Consider the following 21,285-nt stretch of genomic DNA (forward strand, 5'->3'; position numbering starts at 1 on the left):
TGTTATATTGCTTTGCAGCAAAGATAAAGAATTAAACTGAAAAGTGCAGCAGAATGTGGTAGGATAGTTGCCTAACGCACAGTCTTTAGGAACTCGTCCATGCTGTGATATAGCGGAACGCCATAGCGGTTGCAAGTAATCCGCACATTGTCGTAGCGGTAGAAACCGGGTTCACAGATAACGTGCAATTTGCCCGAACGCATGTGCAGCCCCATCTCCAGCAGGGTGATGGGGGACTTGCTGCTTGCCAGGATATTCATGATTATCAGGTCGGCTTTTTCCAGATGTTCCAGTTCCCAGTTCACTTGATGTTCAAAGTCGGACATTTCGCCGCTGAGTCCCTTGTCCCTTCGGGGATTGTATAGGATGTATTTACCTTGGGGGCGTGCGCGGAACCAGTCGCAGGTTGCCTTTTGCCAGTCTATGCTTTTGCCCATGTCGATGGTGCCTGCCAGGAAAATTCTGGTGTATTCGGCTTCGTTCACTTCGGCTTTGCCTTCATCCGGGTGGAGTACTATAACCTCGGACTGAGCCTGCAGCCCGATAGGAAACAACAGCAGTAAAAGCAGGTAGAGACTTTTCTTCATGGTTGGTGATGGTTTTATAGGATTAGTTTCTTTTCTTGCTTCTTATCGGGAGTCTTGGGAACAGTTTCCTGAAACGGACCAGTTGGCTTGTAATATTGCCTCCTGCGATGACGAACGTTACGGCTACGATAATCATCACCAGTCCGAAGCTTTCTCTGACTGTCAGGCTTTCTCCAAAGACGGCTATTCCGAAGAAGATGGCTGTCACGGGCTCCAATGCGCCGAGAATGGCGGTCGGGGTGGAGCCGATATATTGGATGGCACCGGTAGTGCAGAGGAAGGATATGGCGGTGGGGAAGACAGCCAATGCAAGCAGATTGGCCCACAGATACCACTGGTCCGGTGTGTTCAGTACGCCGGAATAGAGCAGGCGTGCCACAAAAAGCGATAGGCCGAAGAGAAGGACATAGAAGGTGACTTTAAGCGTAGCCACATTTTTCAACGATGTCTGGTTGATGCCCACGATGTATATGGCATAGGAAAGGGAAGACGCGAAAACCAGCAGTGTCCCTATCAGGCTCAGTGTGCTGCCGTCCTCGCTCTTGTAGAGCAGTCCGATACCTCCCAGTGCAAGCAGCATGCAGACGATGGTTTGCAGTGCCAGCTTCTCTTTGAAAACCATGGCCATAATAAGCGCCACCATGATGGGATAGACGAACAGCAGTGTAGACGCTATGCCGGCGGCCATGTAGTTATAGCTCAGGAAAAGCGTCAGTGAGGAGAGGGCCACGAGCAATCCCATGATGATGAGCGGAAATGTTTCTTTCCGCTGTATCTTGAATGACCGCCCTCTCGCCTTTATCATAATGCCCAGCAACGGGATGGCGAAGAGGTATCTGAAAAAAAGTACCGAGTCCGGGTCCATGCCGGCCTTGTACAACGGGAGGGCAAACAGTGGATTCATGCCGTAGGAGGCTGCGGCGATGGAACCTAAAATATATCCTTTGGCTTTTGCGTTCATATCTTTATCTGTAAATTAGCGCGCAAAGGTAGATATTTACTTTGATTTCCTCCTTCTTTTCTGTATGAAAACCGTATGAATTCTACACTTATGCCTTCAGTGTGTAGTCGCCGGCTTCTTTCGTCACTACTTTCTGCAGTTCTTCGAGCGTCTTTTCACCGTCCGAAAACTCTACGGTGGCTACCGGAGGGTTCAGGGTTACGGTGGCGTGTATGCCTTCCATACTGTTCAATGCTTTCTCTACATGCATGCGGCAATGGTTGCACATCATGCCTTCTACTTTGAATTCTTTCTTCATGATTGTTTCTGTTGGCGGTTCAACTTCTTTGTTTTCTTCTCCTTCATGTATTCTTTTCCGTTTCAGCAGCAGGCTGTTGCTCACCACACTGACACTGCTGAATGCCATGGCCGCACCGGCTATCATCGGATTCAGCAGGAAGCCGTTGATGGGATAGAGTATTCCGGCCGCAATGGGTACACCTATTATATTATATATAAATGCCCAGAAGAGATTCTGCCGGATGGTCCGGACGGTGAGACGCGACAGACAGAGAGCTTCCGGTATCTTGGTCAGGTCGGAAGAGATGATGGTCATTTTGGCTACATCCATGGCGATGTCGCTGCCTCCACCCATGGCGATGCTTAAGTCGGCTTGGGCAAGGGCGGCGCTGTCGTTGATGCCGTCGCCCACCATGGCAACCTTCCGGCCTTCTGCCTGCAACCGGCTGACGAAGGCAGCCTTGTCCTGCGGCAATACACTGGCCTGGTAGTGGGCGATGCCTGCTTTGCGGGCAATCTCACGGGCGGTGGCCTCATTGTCTCCGGTCAGCATGTGGACTTCGATGCCGGCGGCGTGCAGCTCGCTGACGGCACGGATGGAAGTTTCCTTTATCCGGTCTGTAATTCCGGCTATTGCCAGCACGTTTTCTTCATCGGCAAACCAGATGACGGTCTGTGCTTCCGATGTCAGTCGGGTTGCCTCTTCCTGCAGGGAGGGGGGGATGGCGATATGGTTTTCTTCCAGCAGTTTCCGGTTCCCGGCGAGGTAGGTCCGGCCTTGTGCCCGTCCTTTCACGCCTTTTCCGGTGATGCTTTCAAAGTCTTGAATGTCTATGGAGGCCGACTCCTTGAGGTGGTTCACCACGGCTTCTGCCAACGGATGTTCCGAGAGCTTCTCCAGACTATAGAAAATGTCCGACAGCGCATTGCCTGCAGTGGCGCCAGTACCGGGCGTCATTGCCTGCGTATTCCATATCAGCTTGCTGACTACCGGTTTTCCTTCAGTCACCGTTCCGGTCTTGTCGAGTACCACGGTGTCTATCTTCTTGGCAATCTCCAGGCTTTCGGCATCTTTTATCAGAATGCCCCTTTCGGCGCCCTTGCCGATGCCTACCATGATGGCGGTAGGAGTAGCCAGTCCCAGTGCACACGGGCAGGCGATGATGACCACCGTGACAAATGCCAGCAATCCGTGGGTGAATCCGCCGGTTCCGTCCAGTAGCATCCATGCGATGAAGGCAAGCACTGCGATGCCTATAATGGTAGGCACGAATATCCCGGCTATCTTGTCCACCAGCTGCTGCACCGGTGCCTTGCTTCCTTGCGCGTCCTGCACCATGTGTATAATCTTCGCCAGCAGTGTATCCGTGCCGATTTTCTCTGCCCGGAAGCGGAAACTTCCCTTCTGATTGATGGTACCTGCAAAGACCTTGGCGTCTTTGTGCTTGGATACTGCTACCGGTTCGCCGCTCAGCATACTTTCGTCTACGTAGGAGCTACCTTCCGTCACGATGCCATCCACGGCAATCCGTTCTCCGGGCTTCACCAGGACGATGTCTCCGGGGCGAATCTGCTCGATAGGGATAACGCGCTCAAAGGAAGAGTGAGGGACAGCGTGTCCTTCATCCACAATGATGGTCACAGTCTTGGGTTGGAGCCCCATCAGTTTCTTGATGGCGGTTGAGGTGTTTCCTTTCGCTTTTTCTTCCAGCAGGCGGCCCAGCAGGATAAAGGCTATGATGACACTTGCCGCCTCAAAATATACATGCGGATGGATGCCTCTGGATAGCCAGAAGTCCGGAAATAGCATGTTGAACAGGCTGAACAGATAGGCGGTCCCCGTACTGATGGCTACCAGTGTGTCCATATTGGCGCTGCCATGCTGCAATTGTTTCCAGGCGCTGGTGAAGAATCCCCGCCCCAGCCAGAATACGACGGGAGTGGACAACGCCCACATGATGGGATTGGCATGGGGCATATCCATGAAGAACATGCCTATGATGACAACGGGCATAGACAAGATGATGGCCCAGGTTGTGCGGAATTTCAATGCGCTGAATTTCTTGTTGTGGGCCTCTTCCGCCTCTTCGAGCGTGTTGCCGTCCTGGTTTATCAACAAGTCATATCCGGCCGCCTGCACAGCCTGCTGCAAAGTCTCGGAAGAACAGCTCGTAGGGTCATATTCCACGGTTGCCGTTGCCGAAGCGTAGTTTACGACCGCTTTCTTGACACCTGACTGATGGTTCAGCGTCTTTTCTACCCGTGCGGAGCATGAGGCGCAACTCATTCCCAATACGGGAAATGTCTCTTGAACTATATTCTTTTCTGCCATAACAATTTTGTATAAGTCATTACTCTTGCTATGAGTGACTTGGTTCCAAATGCAAATACCGTCAGTCTCATTCCGAGATACCGTTGGTTTCACTACTTGAAACCGTCGGTTTCTCGCATTGAAACCGATGGTGCCAAAAGTTGAAACTTGTTTGGCACCGTATACTGGCTACCTGACGCCTTGTTCTGGAGGGTGGAATCCATATTTTATATCAGTCATAGCGATACAAAGATAATGCTTTTTCCCTTGAAATTGTTCATAGCCTACCCCTCACGCCAAGCAGGTTCCTTCTTGCTGGGAAATGCCCGTCGGATGACTTCCCGGCTCAAGCCTGTCTGCACCACTCCCCGCATCAGCAGGTAAGTGAGGAAGGCAAGCCATAGAGCATGGTTTGCCAGGACGGGATGCAGCCCATAATATAAGATAAAAAAGCTGACAGCTGCCGCTGCCATGGAGAGGAGCATTCCTCGCGTGGCGGTGGCACCGATAAAGATGCCGTCCCAGATGAAGGCGGCTATCCCGACGGCGGGCACGGCAAGCGCCCAATAAAAATAGGTGTCGGCAACAGCTATCACTTCTTTGTCATCCGTCAATAGTCCGAGGAAGGCATTGCCTCCCAGCGCATAAACCAATGTAAAGAGAACCGCTATCACCGCTCCCCATCCGAAGAGGTGCCGGACGGTGTCTGTAAAGGCTTCCCGGTTGCGTGCGCCTATGTATCTGCCGCTTAAGGCTTCGCCAGCGTAGGCAAGGCCGTCCATTACATACGAGAATAAGGTGAAGAGCTGCATCAGCAGCGTGTTGACCGCCAGAATAATCTCTCCCTGCGAAGCTCCCGCCGAAGTGAAGAACAACGTGACTGCCACCAGGCAAAGGGTACGCAGAAAAATGTCCCTATTCACTTGGAAGAACCGGAACATCGCCCCTTTCTCCCAGATACCTGCCCCTTCTCCCCCTTTAATTTTTAATTTATAATTTTTAATTTCCCAGAATCTTTTCAGCCTGCCGTAGTTGTGCATCCAAAGGACAATGCCCATCAGGAAGCCAGCATACTGGGCAATCAACGTCCCCAAAGCTACTCCTTCTACTTTCATCCCACACAGATAAACCAGTCCGAGGCTGGCAATGATATTGACCACATTCTGTGTGATGGCTATATACATGGGGATACGCGAATTCTGCATGCCGATGAACCATCCCGTCAGTCCGTATAGCCCCAGCATGGCAGGGGCACCCCAGATGCAGATATGGAAATAAAGCGTTGCCATCTCTCTGACTTCGTCCGTAGGATGGATGAGAAGGAAGGCTCCCTGCCTGATAGGCGTTTGCAGCAGGATGAGGCAGAACGCGACTGCCAGGCCTATGCTCACGGAACGCAACAGCAGGCGGACCACCTCCGGTAAATCCCGCTTGCCGAATGCTTGCGAGGTCATTCCGCTGGTACCCATCCTCAGAAAACCGAATATCCAGTAGATAATGTTGAACAGCATGCCACCTACGGCAATGGCGCCTATGTAGGCGGGCGAACCCAGATGGCCGACGATGGCTACATCAATCAGGCCGAGCAGCGGCACGGTGATGTTCGATACGATGGAAGGTAAGGCTATTTGCAGTATTTGTCTGTCTCTGGGCTTCATTTATATTATTTAATTCATTAAGGTCGGCAAAGTTAACTATTTTTCTACTTTCAACTATTGATGGTTACCGTAAAAATGCGTAGTTTTGTAGGTAGATTTCTATGAGACTGATTGGGCTGTTAAACTATATATATACACTAAAAATGAAAACCTTAACGTTGCTTTTCTCCTTGTTCTTGATGTGTCCGCTGTCTGTCTGGGGACAGTCGGCAGATGAGTTGCTTTCGAAAGTGTCCGATGCACTTTCCGAGGGTAAAGATGACTATGCGGTGAGTTTGTTTCGCCAGGCGGCAAATGCCGGTGAGGATAGGACGGAAATGTTCTACTGGACCAATGTGGACAAGAGCAGTGAGGTGGCTCCTCGTCTTGCGGATGTGCTGGCTGTGCACTACAAGGAAATGCGGAATTACGATAAAGCCTACCTCTTCTATAAGGAGTTCTTGCAGCGTCATCCCGAAGACGTACCTGCACTTGTCTCTTGTGCTGAAATGGAGATGATGCGGGGAAAGGAGAAAGATGCCTTAAAAACCTATGAAAAGGTATTGATGCTGGATGCCGACAATCTCCAAGCCAATATCTTCTTGGGGAATTATTATTATCTCCAAGCCGAGAAGGATAAGAAGAAGCTCGAAGAAGACTATAAAAAGATAACTTCCCCCACAAGGATGCAGTATGCACGCTATCGCAACGGATTGTCAGACGTGTTCACCAATAGCTACGGCAAGGCTAAGGCATACCTGCAACGCGTGCTTCAGGTATTCCCCTCCATGGAAGCAGGCAATACGCTGGAAAAGATAAAGAAGATGGAGCTGGAGCTGAAATAGCTGTCCGCATTCCGACTAATAGGAAGGGGCTGTTTGTCTCTTATTTCTCTCCGGTCTCTTTTAATCTCTTCAGATATTCCGAAGGTATGTAGCCGAATTCTTCCTTGAAGCATTGCCGGAAGTAGAACAGATTGTTTATACCTACCTTGAATGCTATTTCCGAAATGTTGTATTTGCCTTCCAGCAGGTATTGCTCGGCGTGTTTCATCCTTATCTTGCGGACATATTCGTTGGTGGAAAGTCCGGTAAGCGCTTTCATCTTGCGGTAGAGGGTGGAATTGCTCATGCACATTTTATCCGAAAGATAGCTGATGTCTATTTTGTCTGAAGAAAGCCGTTCCTCTATCAGCTGGTTTATCTTGTGGATAAACTCGTTGTCCAGCTTGTTGAGCGATTCTGTAATGACAGCCGCTTTATTGCTTATGGCGGCATTGGCGCTGAAATGGTTTGCCAGGTTGCGCCGCGACTGGAGCAGGTTTTCTATACGGCTATGCAGCAGGCTGGCGCTGAACGGTTTGGTGAGGTAGGAGTCGGCACCTACCTGGTAGCCTTCCTCTTTGTCGCGCAGCGAGTCTTTGGCTGTCAGCAGTATAATGGGTATGTGGCTGGTGCGCACGTCTTTTTTCAGCTCACGGCACATCTCGTTTCCGTCCATTACCGGCATCATAATGTCACTGACGATGATGTCAGGTATTTCTTTCAGGGCGCTTTCCTTGCCCAGCTTTCCGTTGGCGGCAGTCTTTACTTCAAAGTGGTCGGAGAAGGATTCGGCTATATAGTCGCAGATGTCCGGATTGTCTTCCACTACCAGCAATATGGGTTTGTCGCTGGATGAAACTTGATTTACTTGTGCCTCTTCTATATGCTGGACGTTGCTTTCCTTTTCCTGCGAATCGGCATGCAGTGCCTGCGGGTAACTGTTGTCGGTAAGCAGGCTGACGTAGAAGGTACTACCTTGATTGGGAGCACTCTCTACGCGGATTTCCCCTTCGTGTAGGGCTACGAGGTTTTTCACCAGAGAAAGTCCGATACCGGTACCCGAAGCCTGGTGTTTGCCGCCTTCCTGGTAATAACGGTCGAATATGTGGGGTAGTGCCTCCGGCTTGATACCGTATCCCGTGTCGCTGACCCGGATTTCCGTATAGTTCACTTCGGCACGTTCCACCTGTCGGATACCGATGCTGATGCTACCCTTTTCCGTGTACTTTAGGGCATTGGATATCAGATTGTCCAGGATGGTCTGGATAATTTCCTTGTCGAAGTATATAGGCATATGCTCTTTCTCCACCACCAGCCGGATATCGACGGCTGGCTTCCGGTTCAGTTCCTTGTACTTCAGGCCTATCTCGCGGATAAGGGGTACGAGGTTGTCCCGGCTCACGCAGAGTTTCTTGTTCTGGGTCTCGGTCTTTCTGAACTCCAATATCTGGTTGATGAGGTTCAGTAGCCGGATGGCACTTTGGTGAATGACGGATATCTTCTGTGCGTCTTTGGTGGATAGTGTATCACTTTTCTGTATGTCTTCCAGCGGACCCAGTATCAGCGTAAGCGGGGTGCGCAGTTCATGGGTGATGTTGGTGTAGAAGCGCAGGCGTTCGTTGTTCAGTTCCTGCTCGTGTTCGTGGCTCTGCTTCTCCAGTTGGTACAGTGCTTCAGCATCCAGTCTTTTCTTGTAGGCATAGAGTATAGAGAAAAGGATGATAAGGGACAGCAGGATATAGAATGACTTTGCCCACCAAGTAAGCCAAAGGGGTGGGGCGATGCGGATGTTCAATGAGGTGGTTGCGTCCGACCATGCTTGGTTGCGCATGCGCGTTTTCACTTGGAACTGGTATTTCCCGGGAGGAAGATTACGAAAGGTGACATTATTGGGGTCTGTAAGCGTATACCAGGAGTTCTCGAGTCCTTTCAGCATATAGGCATATTCCACTTGGTTGACCAGGGCATAGTTCTGGATGTTGAACCGGATACTGAAACTATTCTGTGTATATTTCAGTTGCACGTTCTTCTGTCCGTTTAAGGCAATGGTGCTCTGTCCGTTTTCCGGTTTGTTCAGCGGGTCGGTAATTTCAATGTTGGTGATGAATGCGGGTGGTGATTTGCGTTCCTGCAATACAACTTCCGGGAGAAAATGTCTTTACTGTCCACAAGACAGCTGATACCTTTGTTGGTGCTCACCCAAATATTTCCTGCCTTGTCCTCACCGATGGCTTGTATGTGGGTGTTAGCCAGTCCGCTTTCACGTTGGTATACTTTGTAGTTTCTGTCTGTCAGGGAGGGGAAGCATACCAAACCTTCACCCGTGGCCACCCACAACCGCTTTCTGCTGTCTTCGTAGAGAGCATTGATGGTATTGGAGGGGAATTTGGCCAGGACGTTGAAGAGCTGGATGCTTTGGAGTTGAGGGTCATAGAGGCCCAGGCCTCCTCCGAAGAATCCTACCCATACTTGGTCTTCGGAATCCTTCAGCACACAGCGGGCCAGATTGTTCTCCAGATTGTAGTGTGCCTTGATTGTCTTGCTGTCACAATCTATAAGATAGACGCCTTCGCTGGTTCCGACCCAAATGTTTCCCTGCTTGTCTTCATGAAAGGAACGTACGTCAGTGCGTGACTTGTCTTCGGAGAAAATCTGCCGGAAGCTTTGGCTCTTGGGGTTGTAGTAGGCTATTCCTCCATAAAAAAGTCCGAACCATAATCCTCCCTTCGAGTCGCACAAGGCTGCCTGCACCGTATTGCTTCTGAATTTCTTGTTGTCAGCATTGTATATGGCTATTCGTCTTCCCTTGTTGAATACGTTGATTCCTCCTCCATCGGTTCCTATCCAGAGGTTACCGGCTTTGTCCATACAGACACCGGAGGCTATTTTACTGTTCAGGCTGTTGTTGGTGGATGGAAAAGGAGAATATTTATAAGTGCTGAAGAGTGACGGCTCGCGTTTTATGAAGTTGATGCCGCCTCCCCAGGAACCTGCCCATACATTACCGAAGGAATCTTGGAGCAGGCAACGGATACTGGAGTTGGACAAGCCGTATTCATCGTCTCCCTCCCGGATAGAAAGCGCATGAATCTGGTCCGACGAACGGAAAAGCTGTTGGGACAAATCCACTACGGCAATGCCGCCGAATTCCATGGCTATCCAAAGTCTGTTGTCATCCAGTTGGTGTATATCATATACACGGTGCGATATGCAGTTGGTTTTGTCGTCGAAGGGGATGAAACTTTCCGCTTCCGGGTTAAACAGTACCACTCCTCTATCGGTTCCTATCCATATGTTTCCGCTTTTGTCTTTGTAGACACATGTCACTTCGTTGCCGGGCAGGCTGTTGGGGTTTTGCGGCTCGTGTGTGAAGTTCTTGACTGTCTTGTCTTTTATGGAAAGTATACTGAATCCCCGGTCCACATGCCCGATATAGAGTAGTCCGTTACCACCGTCTATGGCAGACCAGATATGGTTGCTTGCAAAACCCGGTACGGTTTCGGTATTGTAATGGGTGAATTGCCCGGTTTGCTTGTCAAAATAGTCCACGCCTTTCCAATAGGTGCAAATCCATAGGTTACCGTCGGAGGCGGCAATGATTTTGGTAATGTCGTCCGTAACCAGGCTTTTAGGGTTGTTTTCGTTGTGTCTGTAAGTGATGAATGAATCGTTGGCATAATTGTATGCATTGATTCCGGCACGCTGGGTTCCTATCCATAAGATGGAGTCGACGGGATCGTCCAGCAGACAGTTCAGTTCGTTGCCGGTGATGCTTTGCTTGCCGGTTGTTTCTTCTTTATAATAGGTAAGGAAGCGTATTCCGTCGAATTTATTTAAACCCTCTTCTGTGGCAAACCATAGAGAGCCCCGTTTGTCTTGGGCTATGCTTACCACATGGTTGTTGGACAGCCCTTCACGGATACTCAGATGTTTTATGGTATATGGCTGCGCGGATAGCAGGAATGGCAGGCATAGGAAAATGGAAAGTAGAATCTTCTTCATAACGGGTCGTTTTTCATTGCATGAGTCAAAAGTACAAATAAAATCTTTAGATGATGTGCACAAATCGTGCATTGACAGATTTATATGCCTTCTCTGCAAGATTTATACAGCTGTTGAATCGAAAATTGGCATATGTTTGCATTGCCGATTATTATAAATCGGAACAAAATGTACTTTTTTGTTTAACTTTAATAATAATATTTATGAAGAAGCATTTCTTTAACGCCACTTTCTGGGCGTTGTTATCGCTGGCTTTATGGACTACTGGATGTAGTGACGATGACGGATACTCTGATGTAGACGGGCAGATTCCGACAATGACATTGGTGACGGATCATATTGAATCCGGTGCCGGCCATCGTTTTACCATTGAGGGTTCGTTGGCTGACCAGGATGGAATTGTATCCGTCAATCTGCAATGTGCCGATCTTTATCTGAACAAGACGATTGATTTGGTCGAAATCTATGGAGCTCCCCAAACGGAGTATGAGTTGAGCTATTCTTATGACCTCAAGCGTGATGAAATCGGTGAACGCTTCACCGTGAAAGTGACCGTAACAGATGCGGGCGGGCGTGAAGTGTCGCAGGATGTGTTGATAACGATGGATGGGGACTTTGAGAATCCTACATTTACAATTGCCCCTGGTAAGGAGGTTACCGTACTGATAAAGGATGAAACAAAGTTCAACCTGAATTTCACGGTGAAAGATGACCGCATACTGGATTATGTACTCATTGAGATTCCTGGGGTAGAAGGTTTTGAAAGCCGCCGTATAGAGGCTGGCGGGCAATCTACTTTGAGCTTTACGGAGAAGATTATTCTGCCTAATGAGGTGAAAAGTTACGATGTGACTTTGACGGCTGTGGATGCCAGAGGCAATCAGACAGTGACCAATAGTACCATCAGTGTATCTGAAATGCCTGACTTCCCCAAAATGTATCTGGCCGATGTGGCAACCGTAGAGGAATTGAACAGTGATATTTTCGGTGTACCGATGGTGATTAACCATACGGGCGAGTACCAATATCGTGCACGTTATTATAATAAAGCTGCCGGTACGGAAATTTTCTTCTTACCGCAAAAGACAGACTTTACTCCTATCTGTTTTGGCCTTGATCCGGAGGATAATACAAAATTGCCGGATGACCCGGAAACGGCTAAACCTATTGTCTTGGATGAGGCTGGTGTTTATTATGAAATAGACATCAATGTGAAAGAGTCTACTTATAGTATGCGCACGTACTCGGTGACAGAGGCTACAAATCCGATGAAATATGAATATGGAAAGCCTTGTTTTGACCGTTGGGAGAATGGGGAATCGTTCATTGATTTCTATATCGGTTGGGGAGGTTCTCCTCAGGATGCGGGAAATCAGTTGTTTGCCCAGGATAAAAATAATCCTCATCTTTTCTATTATCCGGAAAATGGAACTTGGACGCTGGAAGCCGGTGAAGAAATGAACTTCATCATATCCAATTATCATCCCGACGGATGGTGGGATCATGTGGAATGGCGGTGTGACGACTCTCAGAATGTAGAGAAGTTTGGTTACTTCAGTAAGAAAGGGGATGTGAATCCTAATTGGGAAGGCACCAATCAGCGTTGGGAAGACGGCTCGATGGTAGGTGACAACTGGATGAAGCCTACGGTTACGGTGACCGGCAACTACCGCTTTGAGTTTGACGCGCATTTGGGTCGCGGCAAGATTGTTCCTGCTAATTAAAAAGTAACATTAGATTTAAGATATGAAAAAGCAAATTCTATTATTATGTCTTGCGCTGATAAGCCTTTGCGGTTATGCGCAGCAGATAACGGTTAAGGGTGTGGTGACTTCGGCCACCGACCAGCAGCCGTTGATTGGAACTACAGTTCAAGTGAAAGGTACCGGTACGGGTACAATTACCGGTATCGACGGTGATTATACATTACCCAATGTAGACAAGAATGCAGTGTTGGTATTCTCTTCTATTGGTTTTGAGTCTCAGGAAATAGCTGTAGGTGGACGTACTACGATTAACGTGGTACTGAAGGAGGCTGCGGAATTACTGGATGAAGTGGTGGTTATCGGTTATGGTGCTGTGAAAAAGAGCGATTTGACCAGTTCTATTGCTACAGTAAAAGGCGATGAAATCACTGAAACCGTGACCGGTAATGCTATGGATGCTTTGCAGGGTAAGGTAAATGGTGTACAAGTCACCAGTGGTGGTGGCCCTGGAGCTACTCCGAAGGTGCTGATTCGTGGTGTAACTACCGTAAACGGTACGAATCCGTTGTATGTAGTGGATGGTATGCCGGTAGGTGACAATATCAACTTTCTGAATAGTAACGATATTGCTTCCATGGAAGTATTGAAAGATGCTTCGGCTGCCGCTATCTATGGTACACGTGCATCAAACGGTGTCATCCTGATTACTACAAAGAAAGGTAAAACTGGTAAAGCCCGCATCAATTGGAATTCTTCTGTTGGTTTCCAGACCGTGGCCAAACCTAATATTGCCGGTGCGGCTGAATATAAAGAAGTGTTCAATACCCGTTATACGAATGATGGCCTTTCTTCTATCTGGAACGATACGGGTGCTACGACCAATCCCGGTGGTACAGACTGGTGGGATACTGTAGTCAATAAAACAGCTTTGGTGCAGAACCATTCACTTAGTGTTGCCGGTGGCTCAGAACAGTTTGTTTATAACTTTAGCGTGGGCTATTATCGTAACAACTCACAGTTTGATGTAGGTTATTGGGATAAGATAAATATCCGTCTGAATACTGAATATACATTTAATAAGTATGTAAAATTGGGAGTTGATATTGCTCCACGTGTCGAATCATGGGATGATACCCCAAACCAGTTCTCGGCAGCCATGGCTATGGACCCGACAACTCCGGTATTCCGTCCGCAGGACCAATGGGAGGATAATGAGTACAACAACTATCAACGCTCTTACAACAACCAGGAGTGGAATCCCGCCGGTTCAATTGCCCGTAGCAATGCTCATTCTCGCGAGTTGGGTGCCATTCTGAATACCTATCTGCAGGTAACCCCGATAGAAAAGCTGACGTTGCGCACCCAGTTCGGTGCCAATGCACACTATCGCCGTTCTGATTCATTCGTTCCGAAGTTCAATATGGATCCGTTGGAGAAACAAGACTTGAACGAAATCACCCGCCGCAATCAGGAGTGGTTTGACTGGAACTGGACGAATACAGCCACTTACATGGACACTTTCGCTGAAAAGCACAACTTGAATGTAATGGCTGGCTTTACTGCCGAACGTTTTGCATGGTACAATACTCAGGCACGGCGTGATAATGTTCCCAATAATCTGGACCAGATGCAGGAAGTGAATGCCGGACAGCAGGGTACGGACGAGGCCAACGGTGAAACCACTTACAATACACTGGTTTCTTTCCTGGGCCGTGTCATGTACAACTACGATAACCGTTACTACATTTCGGCATCTCTCCGTGCCGACGGTTCCTCCCGTTTCCCGAAGGGCAGCAAGTATGCCCTCTTCCCGTCTGTTTCCGCTTCCTGGCGTGTCATCAGTGAGGCATTTATGCAGGACCAGGACATCTTCAGTGACCTGAAGTTTCGTGGAGGCTGGGGCCGTGTAGGTAATCAGAATATCAACAATAATGCTACCCTTACTTTGTTGAGCGAAACCCAATACTATTATGGCAATACGTTGGCAAATGGTTACTTCGTGTCTACAGTAGGTAACAACCAGTTGAAGTGGGAGACTGTGGAAGATTGGAACGTAGGCGTGGATATGTCATTCCTTGATTCACGTTTGGGTGTAACATTCGAATATTTCCAGAAAAAGTCCATTGACATGCTCTACCAGAAACAGAACATCCTCTCTTTGGGATATGATAACTGGAACAGCCAGATTTGGATGAACATCGGTAGTATGCAGGCCCGCGGTTGGGAAGTGGGACTTACCTGGCGCGATGAAATCGGCAAGGATTTCTCTTACGATCTTGGTCTGAACCTTTCTGCCGTGCGCAACAAGGCCATCAAGTTCTCGGGCGACGGTCCTATCAATGTCGGTGGATTCAATAGCGACCAGATTATCCGTAACGAAGATGGTGGTTTTATCTCCCGTTTCTACGGTTACGTGGCCGATGGCTTGTTCCAGAATTGGGAAGAGGTGTATGCGCACACTGACGAACACGGAACACTGATTCAGCCCAATGCAAAACCGGGAGACATCCGCTTCAAGGACCGGGACCATAACGGAGTGCTCGATGCCAATGACAAAGATTATATCGGTAATCCTTATCCTGATTTAATGATGGGTCTGAATATTGGTATGCGTTATAAGAACATTGATTTTGCAGCCAATTTCTATGGTACGTTCGGTAATGATATTTACAATGTCACCAAAGGACGGTACTCCGGTTCAGGCGGACAGAATGTTTGGGCAGGTACACTGGAGAAAGCATGGCATGGAGAGGGTACCGGCAATGATATTCCCCGTTTGTCGAGCAATGACTTGAACCTGAACTATAACCGTGTTTCCAGTTTCTATGTGGAAGATGGTTCCTACTTGCGTTGCAAGCTGTTACAGATAGGCTATACGCTTCCTAAGAAATGGGTTGGAGGTGCTGACTTGCGTCTTTCCTTCTCTGCACAGAATCCGTTTACCATTACCGGTTATTCGGGAATGGACCCCGAACGCCCGATGGTTGACGGTACTACCGACAGCTCTGGCAGTGCCATCAATACCGGTATTGACAACGTGGCTTATCCTAATCCGAGAACATTCTTGTTTGGCATTGACTTCAAATTTTAATTCTTGATTATCCATGAAACGAATATTTACAATAGTAGTTCTGATTGCTTCGCTGGTGTTTACCTCTTGCGAGGACTTCCTGACCGAAGACGTACGCGGGCAATTGAACGTGGACACTTATTATAAGTCCATAGAAGAGTGTGAATCCGCAGTCACGAGCTGTTATCAGGCCATGACATATGGAGGATGGTGGCAAATCAACACCGTGTGGTTACTTTCCGAAATGTGTGGAGATGATGCCTGGATGGGGAATACCTCTCAGTCTCAGAGTGATTATATCTCATTGGCACATTATCAGGGAAACGGTGCCAGCAATGGTCCTATCTCCAATTTTTGGCAGTACCGTTACAAAGGTATTTTACGTTGTAACATAGCCATAGATCGCATTGCGGCTCTCGAAACCCAAGAGACAGAAACCAGAGACCGTCTGGTGGCAGAAGCCCGTTTCCTGCGTGGCTACTATTACTTCGAACTGGTGAGAAATTTTGGCGGGGTGCCCTTGATGACCAGTTTCCAAATGCCGGAAGAAGTGGAGGGAACAGAACGTGCTACGGCAGAAGCCGTGTACAAATTCATAGAGGATGACCTGATGGCAGCTGCCGAAATACTGCCGCAACGCAGTACTGCGCAAGTAGGGCATGCTACCCGTGGCGCCGCTTTAGGATTATTGGGTAAAGTGTACCTCTATCAGGAGAAATGGCAGGCTGCCCATGATGTGTTGAAGACTGTGATAGATGAAGGCGAATACCAATTGCTTCCCGATTTCGGGCAGGTATGGAATGTCGACTATGACAACAGTGCGGAGAGCCTTCTGGAAATCCAGTATGAATATCATCCCACTTTGGGCTTAGGAGGGGCGCTTGCTACGGTAACCGGTGCCCGTAATGGTCCTGGTGATGGTTGGAGCTGGTGTCAGCCTACGGCAAATTTGGAGCAAGCTTATATTGAGGCCGGTGATACGGAACGTTTGAAATGGACAATAATCAAGTCGGGCTGTACAGAAATTGCCGGCGAAGACCAATTCGAAGATTTCATTGACGCAAGCAAAGCGTTGAATAAGTATCAGGAATATCTTGATAAATATGGTTGGGACCCCAATTGCTATATTATCAATCCCGCTGACCATAAGTCTGCGCGTATCATCCGCAAGTATTTCCTGCCGATGAAATATCGTGCTCAAGGCGATGCAACGGCTTACGCCACGGACAAGAGTCCTTTGAATCACCGTATTCTGCGTTATGCCGATGTCCTTTTAATGTATGCTGAGGCTTGCAATGAACTGGGTGATGACGCTTCTGCCCGTGATGCTCTCAATCAGGTGCGCAGACGTGCCAAGTTGGATGACGTTACGGCAAGTGGAAAGGCATTGCAAAGTGCCATTCGCCTGGAGCGCCGTTTGGAATTGGCTTTCGAGCAGAACCGTCTGTATGATATCCGCCGCTGGACTGATACAAATGGTAAAAAGGTGATTAGCAATATCCTGGGACCGAACGGTTCCTTTGTGAAGTGGAACACTGAAGAGGCTACCCGTGACGCTCTTGAGTGGGAAAATCAAGGTGAAGCAAGTGACAAAGGCATCACTTTCAATGAAAACCGCGACATGGTGTTCCCCATTCCTTTGTACGAAATCACGATGTCCAACGGTTCCATTACCCAGAACCCGGGTTGGAATTAAACACATTCTGATGAAAACAGATTGTTGCAGGAACTGATTATTCAATAGGTCTTTATATTCTGTCGCGGATAGTTTGCAATGGATTATCCGCGGCAGTTTTTTTAATCCGAAACAATATCATGAATTTGAGACACATTTTTATTCTTCCGGCACTGCTTGCTGCAATGGCTTGCAGCGACGATTCTCCCGTTACGCCGGATACTCCAGACACTCCTGAGGGTCCGGACATTACAAACAGCGTAGAGAAACTGGTGAGCATCGATGCCGGACAGACTTTCCAGACAATAGCCGGCTTTGGCGCTTCGGACTGTTGGTCGCCTGCCTTTGTGGGCAAGTCATGGACTTCGCACCGTGCGGGGATTACGGAACTGCTTTTTTCTTCAGAGATTGTGGGCGGCAAGCCGAAAGGAATCGGCCTTTCCCAATGGCGGGTGAATCTTGGTGGCGGCAGTGCCGCGCAAGGTGAAGCCAGCGGCATCGAGGATAAATCCCGTCGTGCGGAATCCTATCTTACGGATGACTTGACGTACGACTGGACCCGTTGCGAGGGACAACGTTACTTCATGGACCGTGCCAAGGAGCTGGGATGTAACAATTTCGTTCTTTTCAGCAATACACCTCCCGTGCAGTACACCTATAATGGAAAAGGATTTTCCGCCAGAGGGGGACTTTCCAATCTGAAACCGGAGCATTATGGTGACTTTGCAGGATATATGGCCGATGTAGCGGCCCGTTATACCGGTGAAGGCTATCACATAAGCCATATCTCGCCCGTCAACGAGCCGCAGTACAACTGGGACAGCGGTCAGGAGGGCAGTGGCTGGACCAATGACGAAGTGGCTGCACTGGCACGCGAGTTGGATATGTCGTTGGATGACCGGGGGCTTTCCACAGACATTCTCTTGGGCGAATCCGGTGATTGGGAGTATCTGTATAAAGTGAAAGGCGATGCCAACCGCAGTAATATATTCTCAGCTTTCTTTACACCCGGCTCTTCCGCCTACGTGGGTGACTTGGCACACGTGAAGAATCTCATTTGCGGACACAGCTATTGGACTGACGGCACATGGGACGGTATGCGCAACGTGCGCAAGCAAGTGGCCCAGGCTGCCGGTCAGTATAATCTGGATGTTTGGCAGAGTGAATGGAGTATGCTGGGCGATAATTACAGCAGTTCCGAATTCGTGGGCTACGAGCAGGCTTCTGAGATGGATATCGCTTTCTACATGTCGAAGGTCATCCACAATGACCTCACTGTGGCTGGGGTGTCTTCCTGGAGTTACTGGACATCGATGGATGTTTCCCGTTGGGGGCATAAGAACCGTTTTCTCTTGATTTCGCTGGTACCTGCCGGTGGCGAGTATGGTGATATAGAGCAGGAGGGAAGCTATCAGGCTACTGCCACTCTTTGGGTACTGGGCAATTACAGCCGCTTTATCCGTCCGGGATACCGCCGTATTGCCCTCGACTTGAACGAATCGCGTACTTTTTTCGGTTCCGCCTGGCTTTCTCCCGAGGGGGATAAGGTAGTGGCCGTCTATACAAACATGTCTGATAAGGCGGTTCGCTTAGGTGAAACGCATGTGGGATGGAGCAATGAAGCGAAGTCAATAGCTACTTATACAACTACCGGTAGCAAGAATCTGGTGGAAGGAACGGTGGCGGCAGGCAAGCAGGTGATTCTGGAAGCCAAGAGTGTGACAACCGTGGTGTATAGCCTGAAGTAAGGAATTAGTTTAACTTCAAAGAAAATCTATATGAAAATGTATTTTAAGAATAACAGGACTGCTCTTATCTTTTTGCTGGCAATGCTGGTCGTTGCTCCGATAAAGGCGCAGGTGGCATTTGGCGATGCCGCAAAATTCAATGACGGATGGCTGTTCCGGCTGACGGACGACTCGGCTATTGTCCGGACTGACTATGACGACAGCGAATGGCGGAAGCTTTCTTTGCCACACGATTGGTCCATAGAGGGGCAATTGTCGCCCACACTGGCCAGTTGCACCGGGTACCTGCCGGGTGGGATAGGCTGGTATCGCAAACACTTCAGGGTTGAAGACAACGCAACACGTCATTATATCTATTTCGAAGGGGTATATAACCGGAGCGAGGTTTACCTGAACGGGCATCTGCTTGGCAGGCGCCCCAACGGCTATGTATCGTTTCTTTACGACATGACCCCTTACCTGAAGGAAGGCGACAATGTGCTGGCTGTCCGTGTAGACCATAGCCGTTATGCCGATTCACGTTGGTATACGGGGTCGGGCATCTATCGCGATGTATGGCTGGTGGCTGCTCCCGATACACATATTGCGCAATGGGGTGTGGGCTGGCATGCCGCTTCGCTGACAGACAAGCAAGCCGTCGTTGCGGTCGATGTAGAGGTGGAGAAGCACAAGGCAACTTCCGACAAACTGGAACTGAAGGCTTCACTGTACGATACTGCCGGAAAGAAGGTGGCACAACGCCGTGTGCGTGTTGCCGATGGAAAAGAGGGCATTGCCAAGCAAAGTCTTGACTTGAAAGTGTCCAAACCCCATCGTTGGAATCTGGATAATCCGTATCTGTATACATTGAAAACCGAATTGCTTGCCAATGGCAAACGCATTGACGGCAGTGAGACCAAAGTGGGACTGCGTACGCTGGAATTTGATGCCAACAAAGGTTTTGCCCTCAACGGCAACTGGATGAAGGTAAAAGGTGTATGCCTGCATCATGATGCAGGAGTGCTGGGTGCAGTAGTGCCGCCGGAGGTATGGGAACGCCGCCTGAATAACTTGAAAGGGATTGGCGTAAATGCCATCCGCATGAGCCATAACCCACAAGCCCCCGTTCTTTATGAACTGTGTGACCGCCTGGGATTTCTTGTAATGGATGAAGTCTCTGACGAATGGGAGTTTCCGAAACGCAAATGGGTACAAGGCTGGAATGTGGGTACTCCGAGTTATGACGGTACTTTCGACTTCTTCGAGGAGTGGATAGAACGGGACGTAACCGATATGGTACGTCGTGACCGCAATCATACCTGTATTTTCTTGTGGAGTATCGGCAATGAAGTGGATTATCCGAACGACCCTTATTCGCATCCCGTTCTTGATGGAGCTAAAATCAACCAGCCTATGTTCGGGGGCTATAAGCCGGATGCTCCCGATGCCATGCGCATCGGAACCATAGCAAAGCGTCTGGCTGCCTGTGTACGTGCCGTGGACACTTCCCGTCCCGTGACCGGAGCTTTGGCGGGTGTCGTGATGTCGAACGAGACGGAGTATCCCGATGCTGTGGATGTGGTGGGGTATAACTATACGGAAAACCGCTACGACCAAGACCATGCCACTTATCCGGACCGCATTATCTATGGAAGCGAGACGGGTTCGGGGCTTGATGCCTGGTATGCCGTCCGCGACAAGGATTTCATCTTCGGGCAGTTCATCTGGACCGGTACGGATTATCTGGGTGAATCGGGCAGATGGCCGTCCCGCGGTTTGTACACGGGTTTGCTCGATTTCGGAAGTTTCCCCAAGCCACGCGGACATTTCCGGGCTTCGTTGTGGTGCGAGAATCCGGTCACGTATGCAGGAACATATCCGGTATATGCCCATCCCAAGCATCCCGAGCATGTATTCCTTTCGCCTGATGCATGGGACATCTGGAACTATGACGAGGGGCAGAACATACGTGTGGTGTGTTATACCAATGCTCCGCAGGCGCGTTTGCTGCTCAACGGCAGGGTGGTAGGCGAGATGAAACCTTATGATGAAAAGACCGGCATCATCTACTGGGATATTCCTTTCCGGGCTGGTGAGCTTCGTACTGAGGGCTGCGATAAGGAAGGAAATGCCTTGTCGAGCTATTCCATCCGGACATCCGGACGTCCTTATGCCATCCGTGCCACGGCGGATCGCACTATTTTGTCCGGCGACCGCGCCACTGCGCACATCACCGTAGAGGTGGTTGACGAAGAAGGTACTGTTGTGAAACTTGGCGACAATGAAATTACGTGTACAGTTGAAGGAGCGGCGCGTCTGCTTGGGCTCGAAGGCTCTGACAACAGTGACATGAGTGATTATACCGATAACCGTCACCGCGTATACCACGGGCGTTTGCTGGCCTATATACAGACTACCGGAGGAGAGGGACCGGTTAAAGTAAAGTTTGCTTCCCCCCTTCTGAAAGGAACTGAAGTAAAGTTTGAAGTAGGGCAGTAGTACACTA

The 21,285-nt window shown here is 49.3% G+C and carries 10 protein-coding genes and 1 pseudogene; 6 read left to right on the plus strand and 5 right to left on the minus strand.

The genetic code is table 11. The annotated features are described in order from the left end of the window. Positions 1-71: 71 nt before the first annotated feature. From NQ510_RS07250 to NQ510_RS07265, 4 genes are all read right to left on the minus strand, one after another. Positions 72-587, minus strand: a complete 516-nt coding sequence (locus NQ510_RS07250; RefSeq protein WP_005824239.1) for a nucleoside 2-deoxyribosyltransferase domain-containing protein — start codon at positions 585-587, stop codon at positions 72-74. A 22-nt stretch (positions 588-609) separates the two neighbouring features. Next, positions 610-1,548 (minus strand): DMT family transporter, encoded by a 939-nt coding sequence (locus tag NQ510_RS07255; protein ID WP_005824237.1) that lies wholly within the window; start codon positions 1,546-1,548, stop codon positions 610-612. A gap of 88 nt (positions 1,549-1,636) precedes the next feature. Then, positions 1,637-4,159 carry a heavy metal translocating P-type ATPase gene (locus NQ510_RS07260; RefSeq protein ID WP_005824234.1) on the minus strand — a complete coding sequence of 841 codons (2,523 nt, stop codon included), beginning with the start codon at positions 4,157-4,159 and terminating at the stop codon, positions 1,637-1,639. 263 nt (positions 4,160-4,422) lie between these two features. Continuing rightward, entirely contained in the window at positions 4,423-5,796 is a 1,374-nt protein-coding gene (locus tag NQ510_RS07265) for an MATE family efflux transporter (RefSeq protein WP_005824230.1), read from the minus strand. A gap of 143 nt (positions 5,797-5,939) precedes the next feature. Here NQ510_RS07265 and NQ510_RS07270 point away from each other — a divergent pair, with 143 nt between their 5' ends. Next, entirely contained in the window at positions 5,940-6,620 is a 681-nt protein-coding gene (locus tag NQ510_RS07270; protein WP_034523335.1) for a tetratricopeptide repeat protein, read from the plus strand. A 40-nt stretch (positions 6,621-6,660) separates the two neighbouring features. Here NQ510_RS07270 and NQ510_RS07275 read toward each other — a convergent pair. Further along, a pseudogene (locus tag NQ510_RS07275) lies at positions 6,661-10,601 on the minus strand (hybrid sensor histidine kinase/response regulator transcription factor). 203 nt (positions 10,602-10,804) lie between these two features. On the opposite strand from NQ510_RS07275, the gene NQ510_RS07280 reads away from it, so the two are divergent. The 5 genes from NQ510_RS07280 to NQ510_RS07300 all read left to right on the plus strand — a co-directional run bounded on the left by NQ510_RS07280 (position 10,805) and on the right by NQ510_RS07300 (position 21,278). Then, the gene (locus NQ510_RS07280) at positions 10,805-12,325 is read left to right on the plus strand and encodes a hypothetical protein (protein WP_034525343.1); all 1,521 of its coding nucleotides are present in this window, start codon (positions 10,805-10,807) and stop codon (positions 12,323-12,325) included. A gap of 22 nt (positions 12,326-12,347) precedes the next feature. After that, positions 12,348-15,398 (plus strand): SusC/RagA family TonB-linked outer membrane protein, encoded by a 3,051-nt coding sequence (locus NQ510_RS07285; protein WP_005824221.1) that lies wholly within the window; start codon positions 12,348-12,350, stop codon positions 15,396-15,398. Positions 15,399-15,411: 13 nt separating this feature from the next. After that, entirely contained in the window at positions 15,412-17,073 is a 1,662-nt protein-coding gene (locus tag NQ510_RS07290; protein ID WP_005824219.1) for a RagB/SusD family nutrient uptake outer membrane protein, read from the plus strand. 119 nt (positions 17,074-17,192) lie between these two features. Then, positions 17,193-18,800, plus strand: a complete 1,608-nt coding sequence (locus tag NQ510_RS07295) for a glycoside hydrolase (protein ID WP_005824217.1) — start codon at positions 17,193-17,195, stop codon at positions 18,798-18,800. Positions 18,801-18,836: 36 nt separating this feature from the next. Beyond that, positions 18,837-21,278 carry a sugar-binding domain-containing protein gene (locus NQ510_RS07300; protein ID WP_034525340.1) on the plus strand — a complete coding sequence of 814 codons (2,442 nt, stop codon included), beginning with the start codon at positions 18,837-18,839 and terminating at the stop codon, positions 21,276-21,278. Positions 21,279-21,285: the final 7 nt, after the last annotated feature.

Source organism: Bacteroides uniformis, assembly GCF_025147485.1.
Classification (GTDB): Bacteria; Bacteroidota; Bacteroidia; order Bacteroidales; family Bacteroidaceae; genus Bacteroides; species Bacteroides uniformis.